This window comes from Boudabousia liubingyangii, from assembly GCF_001907245.1.
Lineage (GTDB): Bacteria > Actinomycetota > Actinomycetes > Actinomycetales > Actinomycetaceae > Boudabousia > Boudabousia liubingyangii.
In genome coordinates this window covers 28,982-50,285 of sequence record NZ_MQSU01000002.1, presented here as the reverse complement: position 1 = coordinate 50,285, position 21,304 = coordinate 28,982, and the positions used below count along the sequence as shown (strand labels likewise).

Sequence of the window (21,304 nt, the reverse complement as noted above, 5' to 3'; positions counted from 1 at the left end):
AAAGCTTCCAGAATTGGCTTGGCCCCTAGCGTTTACCGCTAGGGGCCAAGCCAATTCTGGCTGTGCATTAAACTGTTAAGGCTGAAGCTAGATTATTCGGCGCTATTGGCCGCTAGGGTAACGCCTGGCGGCAGTAGCGGGGGAACTACTTCGGTAATGGTTTGATAGAGCTCTTGCATTCGTGCTTCGGTCATGCGGTCGGCCTGAGCGGTGATGGAAATTGCTGCGATCGGGTTCTTACCCCGCATGAGCGCTACGCCCAGACAGGCGATACCTGGTTCATTTTCTTCGATTTCGGTGGAGTATCCCTGTGCTCTGGCCTCTTGGATTTTCTTCCATAGTTGCGCATCTGAGAGGTCGATCAGCTGACGGGTGCTATCCTGACCTGCCGAAAGGTAGAGGGATAGTTGATCAGAGGTTACTGAACCAAACGCTAGTAGTGAGCGGCCTAGGGCTGACCACGCGGTGGGCACGGTTTGTCCGATCGCAGACCAGACGCGAATAGCACGTGCAGGTTCAACTTTGTCAACGTACATGACTTCCACACCGAATGGGAGTCCGAGGTGGACGAGCTCGTCGGTGCGTTCTGAAAGTGCTTCCAGTACCGGGTGTAGCACTAACGCTAGGTTGGATTGGGCGAAGAAGACATCACCTAGGCGGATGGCGTTTGCCCCCAGAGTGTATTTACCGCTCTCACCGTCTTGGAGCGCGAACCCTCGCCCCTTTAGGGTGCTGAGGGCGCGATAAACCGTTGATTTATTAAGTTTTAACGCTTCGGTGATTTGGGCAATCGATAAGCCTTGTGGGCCAGCTTCGGCCAAGGCTTGCATGATCACTAGGGCACGATCGATCGCTTCCACCGGAGTGGGTAGTATGGGCACAGCCAATCCCCTTCATTGTGGAAAGCTTGTTTATTTATTAACGACTAATTGAGTATAGTGGCTTCTTTCGCGACTGTGCGGTAAAGAAGTCCTATACATGGCAGAAGGCCACCAAGTAGGTAAAACCTTTAGTACCTGCTGGTGGCCTTCTACCAGGTTGACAGTTTCAGGAGAGAAACTACCTTCCTAGGCTAAACTCACTGAGGCTGCTTGCCGATGTAAGCTAGGATGCCACCGTCAACGTAAAGGACGTGTCCGTTAACGAAGTCGGAAGCAGAGGAAGATAGGAAGACGGCCGGGCCGGCCAAGTCTTCGGGGGTGCCCCAACGTGCGGCCGGGGTCTTGGCGATGATGAACTGGTCGAAGGGGTGACGGGAGCCGTCAGCCTGCTTCTCACGTAGCGGAGCGGTCTGCGGGGTTGCAATGTAGCCCGGGCCAATGCCGTTACACTGAATGTTGTATTCACCGTATTCGGAGGCAATGTTGCGGGTTAGCATCTTTAGGCCACCCTTGGCAGCGGCGTATGCGGATACGGTTTCGCGGCCGAGTTCGCTCATCATGGAGCAGATGTTGATGATCTTGCCACCCTGCTTTTCAATCATGCCGGGCAGTACAGCCTTGGCCATGATGAAGGGGCCGGTTAGGTCAACGTCAATGACCTGACGCCATTCGGAGGCGGGCATTTCGATCATCGGAACACGCTTGATGATACCGGCGTTGTTGACGAGGATGTCGATGATGCCAACTTCTTCCTTGATCTTTTCGATCGCAGCGTTAGCGGCATCTTCGTCGGTAACGTCGAAGACGTATCCGTGAGCTTCAATGCCTAGTTCCTTGTAGTTGGCTAGGCCCTTGTCGACGCCTTCCTGGGTGCGGTCGTTGAAGACGATGGTTGCGCCGGCGCCTGCTAGGGCCTTAGCAATTTCGAAGCCAATACCGTAAACGGCACCGGTGACAAGTGCAATCTTGCCGTCTAGTTCAAATGCGTTGTTTGCCATTTTGTTTCCTTAGAGAATTTCGTTGGGCTGGACAATGTCCATGTCGGTGTAGGCCTTGTTTTCGCCACACATGGACCAGATGAAGGTGTAGTTTGAGGTGCCGACGCCACTGTGGATGGACCATGAGGGGCTGATTACTGCCTGCTCATTGCCAACTGCTAGGTGCTTGGTGGCTTCGGGTTCACCCATTAGGTGGAATACGCGAGCATCTTCCGGAACATCGAAGTATAGGTAAACTTCCATGCGACGTGCGTGGGTGTGTGCCGGCATGGTGTTCCAGGCTGATCCGGGAGCTAGCTTGGTTAGGCCCATCTGTAGCTGTGCGGACTGGCATACGTTCGGGTGCACGTACTGGTAGATCTTGCGTTCATTGAGGGACATGCCGTCGCCCATTTCTAGGGGCTTGATGTCGTCAATGGAGATGCGGGTGGTGGGGTATTCAGTGTGAGCCGGAGCAGATGCTAGGTAGAACTTTGCGGGGTTGCTCGGGTCGTCACTGCTGTAGGTTACGTGGCGGGTGCCACGGGAGATGTAGAAGCCATCCTGGGTGGCCATCTTTTCAACGCGACCATCGATGTCGATGGAGCCGGGGCCACCAATGTTGATGACGCCGAGTTCGCGTTCCTGCAGGAAGAAATCGGTGCCTAGATCTTTGTCGAGGACAACTTCAAGAGCCTCGGTAGTGGGGGTCACGCCGGCCACTAGCATACGGTCGTGGAAGCTGTAGGTGATGTTGATGTCACCGGGGGTGAACACGGGTTCGATTAGGAACTCATCGCGAAGCTGCTGGGTATCCCAGTGGGCAATGTCCGCCGGACCATGGGCGTGACGGTAGGTTAGCTTTTGCATTAATAACTCCTGCTTGATAGTGATCTGTGATGTGGTTTTGTGGCGGGAAGGACGGTGTCCTTCCCGCCACTAGGACCTGAGGTTTAAGGTATTTCTAATACCTTGATTCCACTTACTTCAGGAAGTCTTCACGCTGCGGGGTGAAGCAGTCGATTAGCTGGGAGTCATCCTCTAGCGGGATGCAGCCGTGACGAGAATCGGAAGGCATGTAGAGGGAGTCGCCTTCGCGAACAACCTGGACGTGCTTGCCATCTTCGTCGTTGATTTCGAACTTGAAGGAGCCCTTGAGGACGTAGGTAATCTGCTCGTGCACGTGGTTGTGCAACGGGATGGTTGCGTCTTCCGGCTCAGCCTTCTTGAAGAAGATGTGGGCGTACATCATGGAGCCACCACGGGCCATGACGATGCGGTCGGTGTTGTCGTCGACGTGGTCGACGGGTAGTTCGGACTTGGTGAAGAACAGCATGTCTTTCTCCTATTTCTTGTTTTCTATTGTGTTTTGATTTCAGCGGTCTTTGCTGAATCAGGCAGCGGTGCCAGCAGCAGCTGCGGTCTTTGCAGCGGCAGCAGCCTTAGCGGATAGCAAGGACTTTACACCGAAGAGCATCGGGATGAAGACCACGAAGATTGCTAGTAGTACTGCTGTAGCAATCATATCGGGATCTGCGAACATGGTGTGCTCGATCTTGTACTTGTCGAAGACGGGCTGGAACATGGGTAGTGCAACTGCGGGTAGCACTGCCAGCATTAGACCGTCAACAACGGAGGCAATAATCGCGCCTCGTAGACCACCTTCGGAGTTACCGAGGATTGCGGCAGCACCACCGGTGATGAAGCAAGCCATTAGACCCGGGATGATAACTGCGTAACCGAATAGCGGTAGTACGAAGATCATGACCACGCCGGTGGCGAAGGAGGTTAGGAAGCCGATTAGAGCGGTGTTCGGGGAGTGTTCGAATAGAACTAGGACGTCGACGCCGGGGATTGCACCAGGTGCGAAGATCTTGGCGAAGCCCTTGAATGCGGGTACTAGTTCGTCGATGAATAGCTTAATGCCGGCCTTAACGATGAATAGACCACCGGCGAACTTAGCGCCTTCTTCCATGGAGAAGATAACCATGTTAGCGTGGGTTGCCTTGCCGCCAGCTAGTTCGGTTAGTACTTCGTTTAGGGTTCCGGAACCGGCAACGATTGCGGAGACTAGGAAGAGGATGAACATGGTCAGCATGGTGGCCACGTTCGGATCCTTTAGGAATAGGATGCGGTCGTTAACGGTGATGTTTTCAGCGTCGTTATCCTTGTTGCCAAACTTCTTGGCTAGGAATGCACCGAAGTAGTATGCCATTGAACCGGAGTGGGCAATGGTGTAGTCCTCAGAGTTGACGACGTCCTTGGTGTAGTGGGAGATCATCCAGGGGCTGATTGCCATGTAGAGGCCTAGTAGTAGACCACCGACAACGATGACAACCCATACCGGTAGGTTGGTTAGAGCGAAGACCGCGGTGATTGCGAAAGCGGTGAACAGCGCTAGGTGTAGAGACAGGTAAACCGTCTTGAAGGGGGTGAAGCGAGCGATCACAATATTTGCAACCAAACCAACAACCAGCACTAGCGAAGCGGTTGAGCCAAGTGTCGACAGTAGGCCAGACATAACGGCTTCGTTACTGGGAACGACGCCTTCTAGCTGGAAGGCCTTCTTGAAGACGGCACCGAAGACTCGGAGCACGTCGCTCAGGATGTGGGAACCAAGCTTAATCATGGTGAAGCCCACGAAGGCGATGATGGTACCGCTGATGACCTTGGTCATCTTCTGACGGGTAGCCAGTAGACCAATCAAGGTCACGATGGCAATAATAATCGCCGGCTTACGGACGATTTCTAGGAAGATTTCCATTTATTGAGCCTCCTTGCTCGCGGCACCCGGGCGCAGCAGTTTGCTGGTTTCACGCCCGGGGCCGTTAGGTTTTCTGTGTTTTAGGAGTTTAGCGATCGACGCGAGCGTTTCCGCCGCCTGCGACCTTAAGTACTTCAGCCTTATTGGCCATTGAAGTATCACCGGGGGTGGTCATTGCTAGGGCGCCGTGGGCTGCGCCGTATTCGACGGCCGTGGCAATGCTTTCACCAGTGATAAGACCGTAGATCAGACCGGAAGCGAAGGAATCGCCGCCACCTACACGGTCGAAAATCTCGAGCTCGTTACGCTGAGTTGCCTGGGCAAACCCTTCGTCGCGAGACCAAGCAATAGCGCCCCAATCGTTGATTGATGCACTACGAACTCCACGCATCGTGGTGGCGATGACCTGGAAGTTCGGGTACGCTTCGGCTACCTTTTCAATCATGCGAGCAAAAGAGTCCGCTTCAAGATTCGATAGGTCAGCGTCAACCCCCTCTACCTCGAAACCGAGGGAGGCGGTAAAGTCTTCTTCGTTGCCGATCATAACGTCGACATACTTTGCGATTTCCTTGTTTACTTCCTGAGCGCGAGCCTGTCCACCAATGGACTTCCAGAGGCTAGGACGGTAGTTCAGGTCGTAGGAAACGATGGTGCCATGCTTCTTAGCGGCCTTGACGGCAGCTAGCAGGGTTTCTGAGGACTGCTCGGAAAGAGCGGCGTAGATGCCACCGGTGTGTAGCCAGCGAACGCCAAGCTCACCGAAGATGTAGTCGAAGTCAATGTCTTCCGGGGAAAGCTGAGCGATGGCAGTGTTGCCACGGTCAGAGCAGCCGACGGCGCCACGGATACCGAAACCACGTTCAGTGAAGTTTAGGCCGTTACGGACGGTGCGTCCGATACCATCGGATTCGCGCCAGACTACCTGGGAGGTGTCGACGCCACCCTGAAGCATAAAGTCTTCAATTAGGCGGCCAACTTCGTTGTCAACGAGGGAGGTTAGAACAGCGGTGCGCAGTCCGAAGACGCGACGTAGGCCACGTACGACGTTGTATTCGCCGCCACCTTCCCAAGCGTTGAACTTACGGGTGGTACGGACGCGGCCGTCACCCGGATCTAGACGGAGCATAACTTCGCCTAGGGAAGCAGCTTGGTAAGCGCATTCCTCAGCAGGACGGAGCTTTAGTGCCATGAGTTTTACCTTCCTTGTAAGGTTCAGAGTGCTGCCGCAGCGGCAACGGCCTCGGAGCAGAGGCGTTCGATCTTTTCGAATTCACCAGCATTAACTGCAGCGGCGGGTACCATCCAGGAACCGCCCACTGCAGGGATGCAGGATAGCGATAGGTAGTCGGCCATGTTGTTTAGGGAAACACCGCCGGTAGGCATAAAGTTAACCCCCACGAAAGGAGCGCTGAGCGACTTGATCGCGGCAGCACCACCGAAGGTGGAGGCGGGGAAGAACTTAACGGTCTTTAGACCAAGGGAAAGTACGGTCATAATTTCCGAGGGGGTTACTGCACCCGGGAAGACCGGAACGTCTAGTTCCAAAGCACGTTCGATAACTTCAATGTTGGTACCAGGGCTAACAATGAACTGTGCACCACAGTCAATGGCCTGATCAACCTGTTCAGCGGTAATCACGGTACCTGCACCCACGATTAGTTCGGGGTTGGAAGACATGATTTCCATGGCCTTGGGGGCAGCTGCGGTGCGGAAGGTTACTTCAGCAACGGGCAGATTGCCACGGACCATTGCATCGCCAAGTTCGCTTGCAGTTGCTGCATCATCAACAACTACGACCGGGACGATCTTACGGGATTGAATCTCAGCAGCGCTGACCTTTGCGCCCTTGTTAGATGAAGGCATCATTACCTCTTTTGGTTCAGTGTGAGAAACTCACGTTTCTTTGACAGAAACAATCTAATCGCTTAAAGAAACAACCCGCAATGGCAGACACCCAATTGTGCTCCAGACCATAAAGAATCAGGATGACTTACAAAAAGCTCGATTACTTCTGTATTTACAAAGAAAACTAACCTAATTTTTCAGATCGACCAAAAGAATATGCGATTGCAGACACGAAATGAGAAAAAGCAGTAGGACTAATTTCCTAACAAGGGTTCACATATCAGAGTTCAAAGAGTAGCTGGCTCACCATGCGAAATATCAATACAACTACCGCGACTCTCCCCCACCCTACTAGGAAACCAAGCTAGGGCCGGGATGCATCACCTACTAGAAAAAGGAAAACAAAAAACCCACCCAGATTTTCGTTCGATTCTTTGAAGGAATCACTAAATCTGAATGGGATTCAACTAGTGGAGCGGGCGACGGGAATCGAACCCGCGTAATCTGCTTGGAAGGCAGAGGCTTTACCATTAAGCTACGCCCGCAATGGCTTTATTCATAGATTTTCGATTTCTCTATTTCAAAAGACTAAGATAGAATACATTGTCGCAAGTTGTTGCGCAACATCAGCAACTCGGCACGGGCTGTGGCGCAGCTTGGTAGCGCGCCTGCTTTGGGAGCAGGATGTCGCAGGTTCAAATCCTGTCAGCCCGACATTTCATTTAAAAGGTTTCGCCCCGACTGTTTAGTCGGGGCGAAACCTTTTTATTTACACTTTTCTGCGCTTACGGCTTGGCTAGACCAGCTAGGATCAATGCTCCGCCTGCAACTACCAAAGCTGCAGCGCCACCAACAGCGTACCAAACCTCATTCGTAGCTCCATTCGGATCATTAGCTTCCGGATGTGGGCTAGTTACAGCGGCAGCCTCATTAACGGTGGGACCGTTATTCTGGGAATTCGGCATTGGCTGAGGATCGTCATTCGCGGGAGCAGTCGCTGCAGCAGCAGGCAGGATTGCCTCAGGAGTAGCAGGAGCCGGTTGTGCCTCAGTCGGAACGGCCGGTTTTGCAACTTCCTGGATTAGCGGCGCGGACGTAGCCGGCAGCGCTGATGGAATTAGCGTCCGATAAGGAGCCGCACTGTACTGTCGCGGCCGTTGCGGAATGGAAAATACCGGGGAGGCCGGCTCAGCTACGGGCGGTAGTGAGACAGCGGGCTGCACAGCACTGACCGGAGCAGATGCCGGGTTTTCTACCGCCGGCTTAGTCACTTGGGGCTTCGGCGCAGGCTTCTCTACCGCAGGCTTAGCCACCTGAGGCTTGGGAGCCGGCTTGTCCGCAACCGGCTTGAGCGGTTGGGGCTTCGGCGCAGGCTTAGCTTCAGGCTCGGTAGGAGCAGGTAGAGGCAGCGGCTTAGGACGAGCAGGCATTTCAGGTTCATCAACCGGCTTGGGCGCGGGAGCAACGGGCGCTGCTGGCTCAGGCTTAGGTGCCGGTTCCGGCTTAGCAGGCTCCGAGGGAGGAACCGGCTTAGGAGTTACCGGCTCTGAAGGCACAACCGGCTTTGCCGGTTCCGGTTTCGGGTCCTCAGGCTTGGGACCTGGTTCTGGCTTTTCCGGAGCGGCCGGGATTTCAGGCTTTGTTCCTTCCGGAGCGGTAGGATCCTGAGGCTTAGGGGCAACCGGTTTAGACGAATCGGGATCTGAATCGGTCGGGCCTAGGGGAAGCTCAGGAGTATCCGGGCCTTCGGGCGTAGCCGGAGTAGTGGGTTCTTCCACCGGGGGCTCAGGCTTAGGTGCTGGCTCAGGCTTTTCTGGTTCCGTGGGAACTACCGGCTTCGGAGCTTCAGGGCTAGGTGCCTCCGGGCTGGGCGCTACCGGCTGGGCGGGCAACTCCGGGGTGGGAGCAGCAGGCTTAGCTGGCACTTCAGGAGTCGGCTTGACCGGCGGTTTGGGTGCTTCCGGAGTCGGTTTAACCGGTTTAGGAGCTTCTGGGGTCGGAACTACCGGATCAACAGTTTCAGGCGTTGCCGGCACTACCGGTTTAGCAGGTTCGGGGGTAACAACCGGTACAATCTCTACCGGGACCTCGACGGTCTCGGCACCGACGGTTCCCTCCGGAGTGGACTTACCCGGCTGCGCTTCAGGGGTTCCAGCCTCAGGTGTGGTTACACCAGTTTCAGGAGTCGAAGGAGCCTCCGGGGTTTCCGGGGCCTTAGGAGTTACCGGAACCGGCACCACCGGAAGTGAGGGCTCGGGCTCAAGATCCGGGTTGGGCGTCATATAGACCGGGACTGCCACATTGTTTCCCGGCCAGTATTGACGATCATCAGTAGGATTAAAACGGACGTCAAGGTAGTACTTACTGACTCCACGGACTCTGATCGTGGCTTTTGCAGTACCGTCCGGTTGCACCGGCACGGTAGTCAGCAGCTCACCGTTAGCAAAAAAGCTAACCGTACCCTCAACGATCGGATCTACCTTGGCAGAAACTACGACCGGTTCCCCCTCGCGGTATGCCTCACGGGGGTATTCATCAAGGTAAACCCTAGAGAACTTACGACGTTCACTGGGGCTAGCCAAGTAACGGTCTAGGAATTCCATATCGCGACGGAAATCTACCGCAAAAGCGGCCGCAGACTGAGTCAGGGAGCCACTGTTAACAAAGGCTACCTTGCCTTCATAAACAACCGGACCACCAGAGTCGCCATTACCTAGACGCTGGTTACCAAGATCCAGTTGCGCAACGGTGCTGCGTTCATCCGGACGCTGCTGTTTTAGATAGGTAATGACCTTTCCGGTACCGTACCAAATCGGCTGCCCGAAACCACGAGGAGTGCCTTTACCCCAACCGTAGGTTCGAACTTCAGCTCCTACCGGGACTGGTTCACGACGGATATCAATAGGGGTGACGTCATAGACTGCATCAGCTAGGTGGGCAAGTGCGACATCGCCACCGGGGGCGGCAGCAAAGTAATCAACCGTGACTGGCTTGAAGTCAGGCTCCATCTGACGACCGATAAAGGCACGTGCGTTGCGAAGTACCTGGTTCTTTTGTCGGGAGCAGTGACGAGCGGTTAGGACCCATTCGGGAGCGACCAGTACGCCAGTACAGGAGGATTTCCCATTGACTAGTAGTACTGAAGCAGCAGCTACCGGGTCGTCCTCGGCACTGGGAGTGCCAGAAACAAGCGCCGAGGCAGCGGGAACATTGAACGCCCAGGCACTTGCGCCAAGGCCTAGCACGGCTGCTTTGATAAGCAGTCGACGCCCGGCGCCGGGATTACGGCTATTACGCATGATTAATCGCTTTCAATACAGTAAATAGTCAGACAGAATTAAAACTATCGGGAAGAATATCAGTTCTCGAACAAAAAAACATCAGACTTTTGTCCGAATTTAAAAAATCTCCCCGACCTGACTAACAGAACGGGGAGATCAGAGATGCTTTACACAGCCTCAGTCAATCAAACCAGCCTGGTACGCCTTTGCGAACCGACGCGGGATTGAAACCTCGCGGCCACCCACGCGGACGTTGACCAGCTCGGTTAGCTGGGCCTTCCACTGGGACCGGCGAGAGCGGGTGTTGCTGCGAGACATTTTACGCTTTGGTACTGCCATGAGCCCTGCCGCTCCTTTCCATAATCTTTTAACGACGAAAGTTACCATCAATAACTGTGCCACTATTTTCACTAAACGGCGAACCGAAAAGCCAAAAAAGTGATGCGGAATCAGTCACGTTCAGGCAACCCGAATAGTTTAGCACACCTTGTTTTGCTGCGCTTCCCCCAAACCAAGCAACTTTCTCTGCTCGATACAGAAGCCGCCCAAGCACCTTTAATGCTTAAGAAGCTCCCTTAATTCTTAAGCAATTAAGCACTTCATGGCATTATTAAAGGTATGCGTACGCTCCCCCAAAACTTCCAAATCGAAACAGAACTCGAAATTAAACGTTCGCGTTTCATCACCAACCTAGCCCGAACCCCCTCGGAAAGCGAGGCGCGGGAGTTCATCGATCAGATCCGGAGCCGCTACCCAGACGCCCGTCACCACTGCACCGCCTTTATTGTACGCAACCCGGATGCCCACGATATCGAACGCTCGTCAGACGATGGCGAGCCTTCCGGCACCGCCGGCGCTCCCCTACTCGAAACCTTAAAAGGTGCCGAACTAACCGAGGTGACAGTAGTCGTAACTCGCTACTTCGGTGGGATCCTCCTTGGAACCGGCGGCCTCGTCCGGGCTTATACCGACGCCGCTAACCAAGCTATCAATGCCAGCCCCAAAATGGAACTGCGTCCCCTTGCCCTATTCGAAGTCAAAGCCCCGCACGCAATCGCCGGCAAAATCAGCGCCTGGATGCTCAGTCAGGGCTACGAAGTCATCGACACCCAATACCAGCAAGAAGCCGTATTCCAAGTACTAAGCGAAATTAGCGCTCAGGAAACTTTATGTGAGAATCTACTAGCCCTCTCCCAAGGGGAAGTCACGCCAGTTAAAATAGGTACGCAAATCGGGGAGAGCCCCGTTCATTCCTAATCACCCATCAGCTAAAGAGCCAAAGGAAAATAATGATTAACGCTGCCAGCAATGTCACCGAACTAATCGGGTCCACTCCCCTAGTCGCCATTAGCCACTTCGGCGAAGCAGCCAAAGCTAACGTATTTGCCAAACTAGAGTTCTTCAACCCCGGCTCTGCCGTTAAAGACCGCATCGGAAAAGCCATCGTAGATGCAGCTGAAGAGTCCGGTCAGCTCCCTCCTGGCGGCACGATCGTAGAAGCCACCAGCGGCAATACCGGCGTCGCCCTTGCCCTAGTTGGCGCAGCGCGCGGCTACCAAGTAGTTATCGCCATGCCCTCCTCTATGTCAGCAGAACGAAAAGCCCTAATGCGCTTCCTCGGCGCAGAACTAGTTCTAACCGATCCCGCAGGCGGTATGAAGGCAGCCGTCGCGAAGGCCGAAGAAATCGTGGCCGAACGTGAAGGCGCAGTCCTAGCTTCCCAGTTTGCCAACCCGGCCAACCCCGCCATTCACAAGGCCACCACGGCAGAAGAAATCCTCGAAGACACCGAAGGTGAAGTCGATATCTTCATCGCCGGCGTGGGCACTGGCGGCACCATCAGCGGTGTTGGTCAGCGCCTCAAGGAGACCGGCCGCCCCGTCCAGATCATTGCCGTAGAACCTGCCGAATCCCCTCTCCTAAGCGGCGGACAGGCCGGCCCTCACCTCATTCAGGGCCTTGGCGCCAACTTCATTCCGGAAAACTATGACGCCAGCGTCGTAGACGAGGTCATCACGGTGGAAGGTCCCGATGCAATTGCTGCCTCTCGTGAAGCTGCTGCTAAGGCCGGCCTCCTGGTGGGCATCTCTGCCGGCGCTGCCCTAGCTGCCGCCAAGCAGGTCGCTCAGCGCCCCGAAAATGAGGGTAAGAACATTGTTGTGCTGCTACCTGACACTGGCGAGCGTTACCTTTCCACCAAGCTGTTCGAAGGTCTAACCGACTGAGCCGCCGCCCTCGACACAGAGACCACATCAGCGTGGTCTGCGAGTCCGGCAAATGCCTCAGCAACCTTGCGACCGCAGGAATCATAGATCAAGGAAACTTAGATGAGCGAAGAACGCTTAGGCCTCTGGGCCATGATGCGGGAAGACCTGAACACAGCCCTGGCCTGTGATCCGGCCGCCCGTTATCGGCTCGAAGTGGCCCTGACCTATCCGGGTGTGCACGCCATTTGGGGTTACCGGGTAGCCCACCGGCTCTGGCATTCACGCTTTGCCTACTGTGGAGGCCGAATGGCCGCCCGGCTAGTTTCCGCGATTACGCGCACCTTTACGCTGGTTGATATCCACCCCGCGGCAAAGATTGGCCGTCGCCTGTTCATCGATCACGCCACTGGGGTGGTCATTGGGCAAACTACTGAGATTGGTACCGACTGCGTGATCTTCCATGGGGTAACCCTTGGCGGCGTAGCGATGCGCAAAGGCAAACGCCACCCCACTATCGGCGATCACGTCATGATCGGCTGTGGGGCCAAAGTGCTGGGGCCGATCACCGTTGGTTCTCATAGCAAGATTGGTGCCAATGCAGTAGTCGTTAAGGATGTCCCTGAGAACTGCTCAGCGATTGGGGTCCCCGCGAAGATAAATAGTCTCTGTGAAGAAAGCAAGGCCGCCGAGCTCAGCGTCGATCCGACTATTTTTATCTGATCGCACCTGCTTTGGCCCAGTTTGGGCAAAACTAAAGCGGGTCGTTCCCTCTTTTTTCCGAGGGCGCGACCCGCTTTTCGTTTCCGTATAGGTTTTAGTTACCTGACTTTGAGCCTCTGGTTACCAGCTTCATCAGGCTAGCTTCCAGCATTACTCACGATGCCGAGGTAGTTCTACTTGGCCTCATAGTCGGCAAGTTGCTGGATACGACGTTCGTGACGCGCATCCTCGCTAAATGGGGTGGCCACGAAAGCGTCGATAATCTTTAGGGCGTCTTCTAGGCTGTGCATGCGACCACCAATCCCCATTAGGTTAGCGTTATTGTGCTCGCGGCCTAGACGAGCAGTTTCTTCACTCCAAGCGAGTGCACAGCGGGCACCCTTAACTTTATTGGCGGCGATCTGTTCCCCATTGCCAGAACCACCAATGACGATCCCTAATGAGCCGGGGTCTGCCACTACGGCCTCGGCGGCGGCAATACAAAAGGCGGGGTAATCATCTTGGGGATCATAGACGTGAGCCCCGTGGTCAATAACTTCGTGGCCGGCCTCGGAAAGGTGCCGAGCGACCTCGTTTTTCAATTCAAAACCTGCATGGTCAGTTCCTAGATGAATTCTCATAGTTAGATTGTGCCTTATGTCGACTCACCCCGTAATATCGAAACATGGAAAATAATCAATTGAACGAAAAATCGTTACTTCTGGATGGTGTCGATCCCGATATCCGTCCCCAAGATGACCTTTTTGGTTACGTCAATGGCCAGTGGCTAAAGGACTCAGAGATCCCGGAAGACCGCGCCGCCTCTGGTTCCTTCTATGATCTTTACGATCAGGCCGAACTAGCAGTCCGCCAGATCATTGAAGACTGCGCCGACGGCAAGATTGACGATGCCGATGCCGAGCGTATCGGCAAGTACTACCGGGCCTTTATGGATACTGAAACCGTCGAGGCACTAGGTGTTGAGCCAATCCAGCCACACCTTGCCCGAATTCGTGAGACCACTTCAAAGACTGATCTGGTACGTTTCATGGCTCGCGAGGCTTGGTTCGGTTACGACGGGCTTTTTGGTTTCAAGGTTCGTATTGATAAGAACAACCCGGAACGCTACAGCGTTTACTTCATGCAGGCAGGCATCGCCCTTCCTGACGAGTCTTACTACCAAGACGAGGACAAGGCTGAAATCCGCGAAAAGTACGTCGCTCATATTGAACGCATGTTTAAGCTGATTCTGCCTAACATTGATGCTGCTCAAGCAGCACAAAAGATCATGGCTTTCGAAACCGAGGTGGCGAAGCTGCACTGGGATCGGGTTCGTTGCCGCGATAGCCAGGCGACGAATAACCCCATGACTTTCGAAGAGCTAGTTGCCTTGGCTCCGGACTTCCCGTGGACCGAATGGCGTGAAGCCTTGGATGCGCCGGCAGAACTGCTCAATGAGTTCATTGTGTCCCAGCCTTCCTTCTATGAAGATGGTGCGAAGCTTTGGGCGCAGACCGACCTGGAGACTCTGCAGCTCTGGATGCAGTGGCATCAGATGATCGATTACGCCTCTGATCTTTGCGACGCCGTTAGTGCTGAGCACTTTGACTTCTGGGGTCGCACCTTGACTGGTTCGCCCACTCAACGTGAACGCTGGAAGCGCGGCGTTTCTCATGTTGAGTCCGCTTTGGGTGAGGCCGTTGGTCGCCTCTACGTGCAGCGTCACTTCCCGCCAGCGAATAAGGCCAAGATGGAAAAGCTGGTTGAGAATCTTATTGCGGCTTACCATGATTCGATTTCCGATTTGGAATGGATGGGACCGGATACCCGCCAACGAGCACTAGAGAAGCTTGGCACTTTCTATCCCAAGATTGGTTACCCGAATAAGTGGCGGGATTACTCAGCTATGAATCTGGATGTCCCGAACCTGCTAGAGATGGGCCGCCAGGCAACCAAGGTTGAGGTTGATTACCAGTTTGGGAAAGCCGGAAAGAAGGTTGACCGTGATGAGTGGCTTATGACCCCGCAGACGGTTAATGCCTACTATCTACCGACCTCCAATGAGATTGTCTTCCCCGCAGCGATTCTACAGCCGCCATTCTTCGATCCCGAGGGTGCTGACGCTATTAACTACGCCGCGATTGGTGCCGTTATTGGTCACGAAATCGGCCACGGTTTTGACGATCAGGGCTCGCAGTACGATGGCACTGGTGCTTTGAAGGACTGGTGGACTGAGACTGACCGTAAGGAGTTTGAAGCTCGCACTAAGAAGCTAATCGACCAGTTCGAGAACTGCTCTCCGCGTCAACTGGACGATACCTTCCATGTCAATGGTGAACTGACCATTGGTGAGAACATTGGCGACTTGGGTGGCCTTTCCATTGCCTGGAAAGCTTGGCTACTGGCGCTTAAGCAGCGTGGTGTTGAGTCTCCTGAAGCCGCTGAGGATATCGAAGGCGTTCCGGCTGCAAAGGCCTTCTTCTACTCATGGGCTCGGATTTGGCGGGGGAAGCAGCGCGATGAACTAGCTAAGCAGCTTTTGACGATTGACCCGCACTCCCCTTCAGAGTTCCGTTGCAATACCATTGCGGCAAACTTGGATGAGTTCGCACGAGTCTTTAATGTCAAAGAAGGCGACCACCTTTGGCTAGATCCTGAAGATCGCGTCTCTATCTGGTGAGGCTTAAATAAGGGGACCTCTGAAACCTAGGATCTCAAAATAGTAGGATCTTTAGTTTTTAAGAGTTCTTGTTTGAGGGGCACAGGTTTTCCTGTGCCCCTCAAAGTATCTTCTGGGAACTCCTATTGGTTCCTATTTGACTGGAGCAGAACTATTAGTGCTCCTACATCGAGCTATAAGATTGTGGGCCCCAGCCGGAATGGCTGGGGCCCACAACTGATGTTTAGTTTTCCCTAGAGGGAGTGAACTCAGTTTCTGCTACTTACGAGCAGCTTCTGCGTTCTTACCGGTTGCTTCGGCAGCGGTTGCCTGAGCAGCTGCGAAAGCGTCGGTTTCATCATCTTCACGACCGGGGGTCTTGTAGTCGAACTTCACGATCATGAAGCGGAAGACTACGTAGTAGATGACGGCGTAGATGAGGCCGATGATGATTAGAGCAATCGGGCCTCGTAGGTAACCACCGGACATCTGAGCGGACTTACCGAAGTTGATGATGTAGTCAATCGCACCAGCCGAGAAGCTGAACGAGTCCTTCGCCCCAACTGCGTTGGTAACGGCTAGAGCAGAACCGGTTAGTACAGCGTGTACGGCGTATAGCGGGAATGCTACGTAAGCGAAGGCGAATTCTAGCGGTTCGGTAACACCGGTTAGGAAGGCGGTGAATGCAACCGAGAACATTAGAGCGGTGGTAGCCTTACGCTTTTCGACCTTGGCCACGTGAGCCATAGCGAAAGCAGCAGCCGGTAGAGCGAACATCATGATCGGGAAGAAGCCGGAGGTGAAGTTACCGGTCCAAGCGTTGGTGTTCGGGTCGCCGGAGAAGAAGCAGGTGAGGTCACCGTGTAGTTCAGAGCCATCCTTAGCGGACTTACAGGTACCTAGCTGGAACCAAGGTAGGGAGTTCCATAGGTGGTGTAGACCGAAGGGGATGAGTAGACGGTTGATAACGCCGTAGACGAAACCAACGAATGCCTTGCTAGCGGCAGAGGCGCCGGGGGCGCCAGCTTCCATTAGCCAGCCACCTAGCTTCTGGTTAATCAACCAGTTGAAGGGCATGTATAGGAAGGACATGAAGACACCCAAGAAGAGGGTGGCAACAGAGGTGATGATCGGAACGAAGCGACGACCACCGAAGAAGGCCAACCAGTCGGGTAGCTTCACGCGGTAGTACTTCTGCCATAGTAGAGCAGCGATAATACCGACCAAGATACCGCCTAGTACACCGTAGTTAACGGTGGTTACCGGGACATCCTTAACGGCGCCACAGAGAGCTTCTTTAGTGCCTTCGCCACAAAGTGCCTGGGCCTGCTCACTTAGTTCGTAGCTCTTCTTGGTGCCGAAGATCATCGGGGACATAACCTTTTCGATTTCCTGGTAGATCAGGTAACCGAAAACGGCGGCCACACCAGTGGAACCATCAGACTTACGGGCGAAGCCAACAGCTACACCAACGGCGAATAGTAGCGGTAGGTTACCGAATACTGCACCACCAGCGGCAGCGAATACGTCTGCAATGTACTGCACCCAACCGACATGTGCTGATAGTCCGTCACTACCAAGGACGTCTGCTTGTCCTAGACGGAGCAGCAAGCCAGCTGCGGGCAGGGTTGCGATAGGCAGCATTAGGGAGCGACCGAGTCGCTGAGCAAGGGCAAAAGCCGAGCTATCCTTTTTAGCCATGTTTTTCTCCTGAGTTATTCGTTAGTGCAGCCCCATAGCTGCACCCAGCATCATCCGTTGAGGAATCCGCGATGACCAGAACAGTTGTCTGGACCACTGGCACTAGTTTTGTCTGAATAGTGACGAATGTCAACTAGATATGCGAAAAAAGACCATTTTGTAACAATTCAAGCTATGCTAGATCTGAAAATCGCGCCAATGAAGGAGCTTTTCCAGTGAAACACGACAGAGTGCGCAACCATTTGCGCTCACTCATCGACACGGGTTTACCGGTGGGAACACCCCTGCCATCAGAACGGGAACTTTGCAAAGAATTCGGAGTTTCCCGCATGACCGTGCGGCAAGCCACCGACGCCCTGGTAAATGAAGGCCTACTTGAACGCATTCAAGGTAGAGGGACTTTCGTCGCACGACCGAAGATTGATTTGCAGCTTCGGTTGACCTCATTCGCGGAAGAAATGAATAAACGAGGACTTATGCCCTCCTCTCGCTTCCTTTTTAGTGAAACCAGCAAAGCAGACGAAGTAACCGCTGCCGCACTCGAGATAAAAATCGGCGCGCCGGTTTTCCACCTCAAACGTATCCGATGCGGTTCCGATCTCCCCATCTCCATCCAAGAAGACTGGATGCCTTGCGACCTCGTCCCCGACCTGTTTGAAGGCGGCATGCCCTCTAGCCTCTATACCAGCCTTAGGAAAGCCGGCTTCCCAGCCCAGTGGGGTGAAGACACTATCACCGCACACTTGGTCAGTGAAGAGGAAGCCGAACTCCTAGAGATCGAAACCCCCGAAGCGGGCCTGTACGTCACCCGTCGTTCATTCAGCGGGGAACGAGCAGTCCTGTACACGAAGACGCTTTATCGCCATGACCGCTACTCCCTCTGGGTACCGGTCTCCTCCCCCAGCCCAGTAATGTCCCCCAACCGACGAAATCAATCCTGAAAGAACCACCATGACTAAACTAGAACAAATGATTGCGGGCCTAGGTGGTCCTGAAAATATTGTCGAGCTTGAACCCTGTATTACTCGACTACGCATTGAAGTTGAGGATCCAAAAGCCCTCGATCTAGAAACTCTTCGAGATTCTGGATGCCATGGCATCATGAACCATGGCAATGGCATCCAAGTAGTGGTGGGCCCCCAAGCTGAGCTCATTGCAGAAGAACTCAGTGAGCTAATCTGGGGCAGTGAAATCGAATCTGACGGTCAATGAAATAAGCACTAACCAACTCACTGCTAGAAAACACAGAGTCGTGCGCTAGGACATAATTCTGAAAACGTGCTATTTTTAAACCAGTGCTGGTCTAGTCCACTTAGGACTTGTCAACGCTAAAGTCGATTTTAACGCTGCTGACCTATTTCAAAGGAGAAAAACATGAGCCAAGCTGAAGACCTCTTGGCCGCCCTAGGCGGTTGGGACAACATTGAAGATCTCGAACCCTGCATTACCCGACTACGCGTCGAACTAAACGACGAATCCCTAGTCGATGAACCTGCCCTAAAGGCAGCCGGCGCCTTCGGTGTTGTCCACGTTGGTAACGCCATCCAGGTAGTTGTGGGCCCCAATGCCGACACCATTGCTGAAGACATGGAGGACCTACGGTGAGTGTCACTTTCAGTGCGCCGCTAAGCGGCACTGTAGTGGCTCTAGCTGACGTTCCAGACCCTGTCTTCGCTGGCGAAATCGTTGGACCTGGTATTGCTATCCAGCCTGATGCAGAAGCAGACGTCACGGTCACCGCACCGGTCAGTGGGAAGATCATTAAGATCCATCCCCATGCTTTTGTCATCCTAGCGGAAGACGGTACCGGCGCTTTGGTTCACTTGGGACTAGACACGGTAGCTTTGGCCGGTGAGGGATTCACCCTTCACCAAGAAAACAAGGCTGTAGTCTCTGACGGTGACCAGATGATCACTTGGAACCCCAAGGAAATCGAAGCTGGCGGTCGTAACCCGATCGTTCCGGTTATCGCCCTCGAGGCCAAAGCCCAGAACTTGGAGCTCTTGGTTGAACCGGGTGCTCAAGTTGAAGCTGGAGCTCCACTTCTTCGAGTTAACTAAATAGTCGAAGAATAAACTTCAAAGTTTTGGGGCGGGAAAGAAATCTTCTTTCCCGCCCCAAAAACTATTTGTAAGGCTTATTCAACAGCAGCATTCATTGCAGAAAGCAAACGCTGGAACCGTTCATTACCTTTTAGATCCTGAACTTTAACCAACTTACCGAACTGATCAGAAAGCGGCATCCGCCAGTTAGGGTACTCCCGGTACGTGCCAGGCTGGTTTTGAGCTCGCACCTCTCCAACCGCGTCGGTTAGGGATACGGCCGTTAGCAATGCCGGGGTACGGGCAATGTACTGATGCAGAGCGACGATGATCTCTTCCTCATCAAAATCGCTGTCAACGGGTAGTAATCCCAATTGCTTCAAGCGATCAAGGACCTGGTTGAGTTCTGCCTGATCGGCAGCTTGGACCTCTTCTAAGGGTTCTTCTAGAAGTCCCAGTTCTGCCCGTAGCTTGGTGTGTTCACCTCGTAGATAGCCTAGGGTGGGTGGCAGATCGTGCGTGTTCACCGTCGCTAGACATAGACGTCGGTACTGATCCGGGTATAGGAGCTGGCCGTCATGACCGCGTTCGAACCATAGGACCGAGGTTCCTAGAACTCCGCGATCGGCAAGATAATCACGTACCCAAGGTTCTACGGTTCCTAGGTCTTCACCAATCACCGTAACTCCAGCACGTTTAGCTTCTAGTAGCAGAACGCCAACCATTGCTTCGTGGTCATATCGAACGTAGGTTCCCTGCCCGGCACCGTGTCCTGAGGGGATCCACCAAAGCCGGAAAAGACCAAGGATGTGGTCAATACGGATACCACCAGCATGCGCTAGCACTGCCCTCAGCATCTGTTTCATGGGCTGGTAGCCACATTCTTCTAGCGCAGTGGGGCTCCACGGCGGCTGAGACCAGTTTTGGCCCTGTTGGTTGTACATGTCAGGCGGGGCGCCGACTGACATATGGCTAGCGAAGAACTCTGGATTGCACCAACGTGCGGCACCGAATGGATGGACACCGACAGCTAAATCGTGCATTACACCAATGCGCATACCTGCGTCCTTGGCCTGCTGCTGTGCGGCTTTTAGCTGCGAGGAAACAATCCACTGTAACCAGCAGTGAAAGTTAATCTGATCCTGTAGTTCTTCACGCAGCTTTTCGGAGTATTCGCTCTGAAGCTCAAAAGAAAGACGCAACCCAGGCGTATCTTTATTCTCCTGTAAAGCGCACCAGAAGGCGTAATCCTTGAGAGTCTGACCTCCTCGGCCTACAAACCGCTCAAACTCGCCCTGGCGAGCAATCGAACGTGGGGCGCGATAAATAATTTCTAAAGCTTGGCGTTTTAGCGCCCAAGAGTCTTCTCGGTCAATCAGGTCTACCCCGCTGCTTACTTTACGGCGCGCTTTTCGAGCCATTGCACGCAGCTGACCAAGCTGCTTTTCGCTAAGCGACGCAACCTCCGGGATCCATTCTGGGCGAATATATGCCGGATTAGTAAATCTACGAGTTACCGGCAAATATGGTGAATCTGAAATCGGAGCTTTCGGCTCGGCAGCATGGAGTGGGTTGATCAGTAGGAAATCGGCACCCTGCTCTGCACACAGAGTGAGCAGATCTGCTAGGTCTGCGGCATCGCCTTCGCCCCAACCCCATTCAGACATGACCGAATAGAGCTGTGCGGCAACACCCCAAGCTTTCCCATGTTCAAAAAGCTCATTTTCTAATGCTTCTGGAACGACAATCAGGTGAGCTTTATGCCAGCTTCCATCTTCATGATCGGAAACGACCGTGTGATAGCCCTCCGGCAGGTTAGCGGGAAGGGTGAAAGTTGCGCGTCCGGTGAGCTGTCCGTTAACTTCGCGAGGTTCAACATAGACGTCTGCTTGAGATAGTTCCCAGCGTGATCCATCTTCAAGATCAACATGAACCCAGACTTTAGTGCCGTGTGGCACGTGAACCGGGAGCCGGCTTTCATGGCCTGAACGCAAAATCGTAGTTGCTGGTAGCACCCGTGACCACTCGCGTTGCTTGGCATCTGTAAGTGCCTGAGTTAACTCTGGCAATTCTGGAGCATCACTGAGCTCGACACCTAGCGCTACTAGGACTTTTACAATGGTCTGAGCGTCAACTTGACGATATTGACCGTGATAGTCCCAGAAATGGGTCGATACACCGTATTCGTCAGCTAGTTCCCTTAGCAGCGCAGCTTGTTCTTCAGTGGGGTTGTAGGTTGTCATCAGGT

General features: G+C 53.9%; 20 protein-coding genes and 2 tRNA genes. 9 read left to right on the top strand and 13 right to left on the bottom strand.

Going from position 1 to position 21,304, the window contains the following annotated elements:
* Positions 1-92: 92 nt before the first annotated feature.
* From BSR28_RS02725 to BSR28_RS02690, 8 genes are all read right to left on the bottom strand, one after another.
* A complete protein-coding gene (locus BSR28_RS02725) occupies positions 93-881 on the bottom strand; it encodes an IclR family transcriptional regulator (RefSeq protein WP_083562965.1) in 789 nt (262 codons plus the stop codon).
* A gap of 197 nt (positions 882-1,078) precedes the next feature.
* Entirely contained in the window at positions 1,079-1,879 is an 801-nt protein-coding gene (locus BSR28_RS02720) for a gluconate 5-dehydrogenase (protein ID WP_073708852.1), read from the bottom strand.
* Between the two features lie 9 nt (positions 1,880-1,888).
* Positions 1,889-2,728 (bottom strand): 5-dehydro-4-deoxy-D-glucuronate isomerase, encoded by an 840-nt coding sequence (kduI, locus tag BSR28_RS02715; protein WP_073708851.1) that lies wholly within the window; start codon positions 2,726-2,728, stop codon positions 1,889-1,891.
* Between the two features lie 112 nt (positions 2,729-2,840).
* Positions 2,841-3,194 carry a cupin domain-containing protein gene (locus BSR28_RS02710; protein WP_073708850.1) on the bottom strand — a complete coding sequence of 118 codons (354 nt, stop codon included), beginning with the start codon at positions 3,192-3,194 and terminating at the stop codon, positions 2,841-2,843.
* 57 nt (positions 3,195-3,251) lie between these two features.
* Entirely contained in the window at positions 3,252-4,622 is a 1,371-nt protein-coding gene (locus BSR28_RS02705; RefSeq protein WP_073708849.1) for a PTS ascorbate transporter subunit IIC, read from the bottom strand.
* 88 nt (positions 4,623-4,710) lie between these two features.
* Complete coding sequence (locus BSR28_RS02700; RefSeq protein ID WP_073708848.1) at positions 4,711-5,811, bottom strand: sugar kinase; 1,101 nt, start codon at positions 5,809-5,811, stop codon at positions 4,711-4,713.
* A 23-nt stretch (positions 5,812-5,834) separates the two neighbouring features.
* Positions 5,835-6,485: a bifunctional 4-hydroxy-2-oxoglutarate aldolase/2-dehydro-3-deoxy-phosphogluconate aldolase gene (locus tag BSR28_RS02695; RefSeq protein ID WP_073708847.1), complete on the bottom strand. Its 651-nt coding sequence runs from the start codon at positions 6,483-6,485 to the stop codon at positions 5,835-5,837.
* A 453-nt stretch (positions 6,486-6,938) separates the two neighbouring features.
* Positions 6,939-7,012: transfer RNA gene (locus BSR28_RS02690), tRNA-Gly, on the bottom strand.
* Between the two features lie 95 nt (positions 7,013-7,107).
* On the opposite strand from BSR28_RS02690, the gene BSR28_RS02685 reads away from it, so the two are divergent.
* A tRNA-Pro gene (locus BSR28_RS02685) sits at positions 7,108-7,181 on the top strand.
* A gap of 71 nt (positions 7,182-7,252) precedes the next feature.
* Here the strand turns inward: BSR28_RS02685 and BSR28_RS02680 are convergent.
* Positions 7,253-9,766, bottom strand: a complete 2,514-nt coding sequence (locus BSR28_RS02680) for a S1 family peptidase (protein WP_073713292.1) — start codon at positions 9,764-9,766, stop codon at positions 7,253-7,255.
* Between the two features lie 159 nt (positions 9,767-9,925).
* A complete protein-coding gene (rpmF, locus tag BSR28_RS02675) occupies positions 9,926-10,087 on the bottom strand; it encodes a 50S ribosomal protein L32 (protein WP_073708815.1) in 162 nt (53 codons plus the stop codon).
* Between the two features lie 279 nt (positions 10,088-10,366).
* Here rpmF and BSR28_RS02670 point away from each other — a divergent pair, with 279 nt between their 5' ends.
* The 3 genes from BSR28_RS02670 to cysE all read left to right on the top strand — a co-directional run bounded on the left by BSR28_RS02670 (position 10,367) and on the right by cysE (position 12,675).
* Entirely contained in the window at positions 10,367-11,005 is a 639-nt protein-coding gene (locus BSR28_RS02670) for a YigZ family protein (RefSeq protein WP_073713291.1), read from the top strand.
* Between the two features lie 32 nt (positions 11,006-11,037).
* Positions 11,038-11,973 carry a cysteine synthase A gene (gene cysK, locus BSR28_RS02665; RefSeq protein ID WP_073708813.1) on the top strand — a complete coding sequence of 312 codons (936 nt, stop codon included), beginning with the start codon at positions 11,038-11,040 and terminating at the stop codon, positions 11,971-11,973.
* Between the two features lie 102 nt (positions 11,974-12,075).
* The gene (cysE, locus tag BSR28_RS02660; RefSeq protein ID WP_073708812.1) at positions 12,076-12,675 is read left to right on the top strand and encodes a serine O-acetyltransferase; all 600 of its coding nucleotides are present in this window, start codon (positions 12,076-12,078) and stop codon (positions 12,673-12,675) included.
* Positions 12,676-12,848: 173 nt separating this feature from the next.
* Here cysE and BSR28_RS02655 read toward each other — a convergent pair whose 3' ends face one another.
* A complete protein-coding gene (locus BSR28_RS02655; protein WP_073708811.1) occupies positions 12,849-13,295 on the bottom strand; it encodes a ribose-5-phosphate isomerase in 447 nt (148 codons plus the stop codon).
* 44 nt (positions 13,296-13,339) lie between these two features.
* On the opposite strand from BSR28_RS02655, the gene BSR28_RS02650 reads away from it, so the two are divergent.
* Complete coding sequence (locus BSR28_RS02650; protein WP_073708810.1) at positions 13,340-15,334, top strand: M13 family metallopeptidase; 1,995 nt, start codon at positions 13,340-13,342, stop codon at positions 15,332-15,334.
* A 258-nt stretch (positions 15,335-15,592) separates the two neighbouring features.
* Here BSR28_RS02650 and BSR28_RS02645 read toward each other — a convergent pair whose 3' ends face one another.
* Positions 15,593-17,014, bottom strand: coding sequence for a PTS transporter subunit EIIC (locus tag BSR28_RS02645; protein ID WP_073708809.1), 1,422 nt, complete (start codon positions 17,012-17,014; stop codon positions 15,593-15,595).
* Between the two features lie 215 nt (positions 17,015-17,229).
* Here BSR28_RS02645 and BSR28_RS02640 point away from each other — a divergent pair, with 215 nt between their 5' ends.
* From BSR28_RS02640 to BSR28_RS02625, 4 genes are all read left to right on the top strand, one after another.
* Positions 17,230-17,955 (top strand): GntR family transcriptional regulator, encoded by a 726-nt coding sequence (locus BSR28_RS02640; RefSeq protein ID WP_073708808.1) that lies wholly within the window; start codon positions 17,230-17,232, stop codon positions 17,953-17,955.
* Between the two features lie 10 nt (positions 17,956-17,965).
* Entirely contained in the window at positions 17,966-18,226 is a 261-nt protein-coding gene (locus BSR28_RS02635; RefSeq protein ID WP_073708807.1) for a PTS transporter subunit EIIB, read from the top strand.
* 144 nt (positions 18,227-18,370) lie between these two features.
* A complete protein-coding gene (locus BSR28_RS02630) occupies positions 18,371-18,619 on the top strand; it encodes a PTS glucose/sucrose transporter subunit IIB (protein WP_331203660.1) in 249 nt (82 codons plus the stop codon).
* Entirely contained in the window at positions 18,616-19,074 is a 459-nt protein-coding gene (locus BSR28_RS02625) for a PTS sugar transporter subunit IIA (RefSeq protein ID WP_073708805.1), read from the top strand. Before BSR28_RS02630 ends, BSR28_RS02625 begins: the two co-directional genes overlap by 4 nt.
* 77 nt (positions 19,075-19,151) lie before the next feature.
* On the opposite strand, the gene malQ is transcribed toward BSR28_RS02625, so the two are convergent.
* Complete coding sequence (malQ, locus tag BSR28_RS02620) at positions 19,152-21,299, bottom strand: 4-alpha-glucanotransferase (protein WP_073713290.1); 2,148 nt, start codon at positions 21,297-21,299, stop codon at positions 19,152-19,154.
* Positions 21,300-21,304: the final 5 nt, after the last annotated feature.